The 2,177-nt window shown below is 77.5% G+C and carries 2 protein-coding genes; both read left to right on the top strand.

Translation table 11 applies throughout. The features are described from left to right. Positions 1-77 precede the first annotated feature (77 nt). On the top strand, positions 78-398 hold the full coding sequence (locus tag ACIQOV_RS38460; RefSeq protein ID WP_401055425.1) for an STAS domain-containing protein: 321 nt from the start codon (positions 78-80) through the stop codon (positions 396-398). 264 nt (positions 399-662) lie between these two features. Further along, the gene (locus tag ACIQOV_RS38455) at positions 663-2,120 is read left to right on the top strand and encodes a hypothetical protein (protein WP_401055424.1); all 1,458 of its coding nucleotides are present in this window, start codon (positions 663-665) and stop codon (positions 2,118-2,120) included. Positions 2,121-2,177: the final 57 nt, after the last annotated feature.

Below are 2,177 nucleotides of genomic sequence, written 5' to 3'. Positions count from 1 at the left end.
AACAGCGCGACCAGGACGGCGATCTCGCCGAACGCGCCGGCGATCAGCACCAGGCCGTCCAGGCGAAGGAGGAGAGCATGCGCATCACCGGCGACCACACGGCGCTGGCCATCGAAGGCCGCCTCGACGTGCGCACCGCCGCCGACGCGCGGGCCCGGCTGCACCAGGCCGTGGACGGCGGCCTCGGCGACCTCGTACTCGACCTCGGCCGGCTGGAGTTCTGGGACGCCACCGGGCTCGGCGTGATCATGGGCACCCACCGGCGGGCCGGCCGGATCGGCCGCCGGCTGGTGCTGCGCTCCGTCCCGGCCCAGCTGCAGCGGCTGCTGGTGGCCACCAAGCTGCACCGCATCCTGGCCGTCGACGGCGCCGCCGAGGCGCACGGGGTCGCTCTCTGACTCCGGCGGCCCCACGGCCCCCACCGCGCCGCGCGCCGGGACCGTGCGCCTGCGCACCCCCGGTCCGTCCGCGCAACGCCCCTGGTCAGCGCCGCGGACCGGCCGTCGGCCACGGACCGCTCTGCACGGCCGGGGCCGGATGTGCAAGAGTCTGCCCGTCAGAAGACGGCCGCCGGGGCTGCCTCCAGCCCGGCCGCGGCCGCCACCGGGACGTCAGCCGGGCGGCGCGGGGCGCCGACGGCCGAGCACGATGCGGAGCAGAACGTGGCACAGCCATCCGGGGAGTTCCGGCAGGAGGCCGTTCGCACCCGCGGCGGCGAACTGGTCTCCGGCGCCCTGCTGGTGGGCGTCGGCGCCCCGGACGGCTCCGAGGCCAGGACCTGTCCCGAGGAGTGGCGGCCCCGTCCGCGCCGGACCGGACGCAGCGAGCCCGCCCGCGGTCCGGTCGGCGGCGTCGGCCGCGCGGTCGGCCCGCTCGCGCTCGGCGCCGGGCCCGCCGATCTGCCGATGCTCGACCGCGAGACCGACACCGCCGAACTGCTCGCCCTGCTCGCCGAGGGCCGATCGATACGCCTGGTCGGCCAGGCCGGCTCGGGCCGCAGCGCGCTGCTGTCGGCCGTCGCCGAGGCCGCCGCCGACCTCGCCCCCGACGGCGTGGTGCAGCTCTGCGGCCACCGCCGGACCGGCGCCGACCTGCTCCAGGACCTCTTCGCGGCCACCCACCACGCCCCCGGATACCGCCCCGACCCCGGGCAGTTGGCCGTCCACCTCGCCGAGGTCGGCGCGATCGTGGTGATCGACGCCGCCGAGCCCTCCGGTGCCGAGCTGGAGGAGCTGCTCGCCGCCGCCCCCGGCTGCGCCTTCCTGATCTCCGCCGCCCCGGACGGCCCGCCGCCGCCCCCCGGCTCCCGGCTCCAGGACCACCTGGTGGCCGGACTCTCCCGCTCCGCCTGCCTGGCCCTCACCGCCCGGCTGGCCGGGCGGCCGCTGGACGTCACCGAGAAGGCCTGGGCGGTGGACCTCTGGTTCGAGTCCGAGGGCCTGCCGCTGCGTTTCGTCCAGGCCGCCGCGCTGCTGCGCCAGCGGGACGTCTCGGTGGACGCGCTGGTGGCCGCCGAGGACGACCGGATGGACGTCTTCGGGGCCGTCGACGAGCCCGTCCACGACGAGGACCCGGCGATCCGGGAGAACGCGCTGCGGCTCACCGTCCCGCTGCCCTCGGTGGCGGAGACCGCCTCGCCCGCGGTCCGGCTCGCCGAGGGGCTGAGCGAGCCCGCGCAGGCCGTGCTGCGGCTCGCGGTCGCGCTCGGCGGCGAGTGCCCCACCGCGCCGCACCTGCCGGCGCTGATCGACGTCGGGCAGGGCGAGGCCGCCCTCGCCGAACTCGCCGACGCCGGACTGGCGGTGTCCATCGGCGGGCACCACCGGCTGACCGCCGGCGCGCTCGACCTGCTCGTCCCGCACTGGCCCGCCCGGGGCTCCGTCGACGGGGCCGCCCAGCACTTCGCCTGGTGGGTGGGGCACGGCTCGGTGACGCTGGAACAGGTCGCCGCCGAGGCCGAGGTGATGGTCGGCGTGCTGCTCGCCGACCGCACCGCCGGACGGCACGACGCGGTGGTCCGGCTCGCCCGGGCGGCGGCGCCCGCGCTGGCGCTGTCGCTGCGCTGGGGCGCCTGGGAGCGGGCGTCTGGACCTTCGTCTGGATCGCCGTCGGATACCTGATCATCACCCTGGCCATCAGCGCCGTCTTCAACCTGCTGGAACGACGAGTGGCGGTGT

The sequence above is a fragment of the Kitasatospora sp. NPDC091257 genome (assembly GCF_044757675.1).
GTDB lineage: Bacteria > Actinomycetota > Actinomycetes > Streptomycetales > Streptomycetaceae > Kitasatospora > Kitasatospora lactacystinica.
Note: the sequence above shows the minus strand (reverse complement) of the source record. Positions and strands in the feature narration are given on the sequence as shown.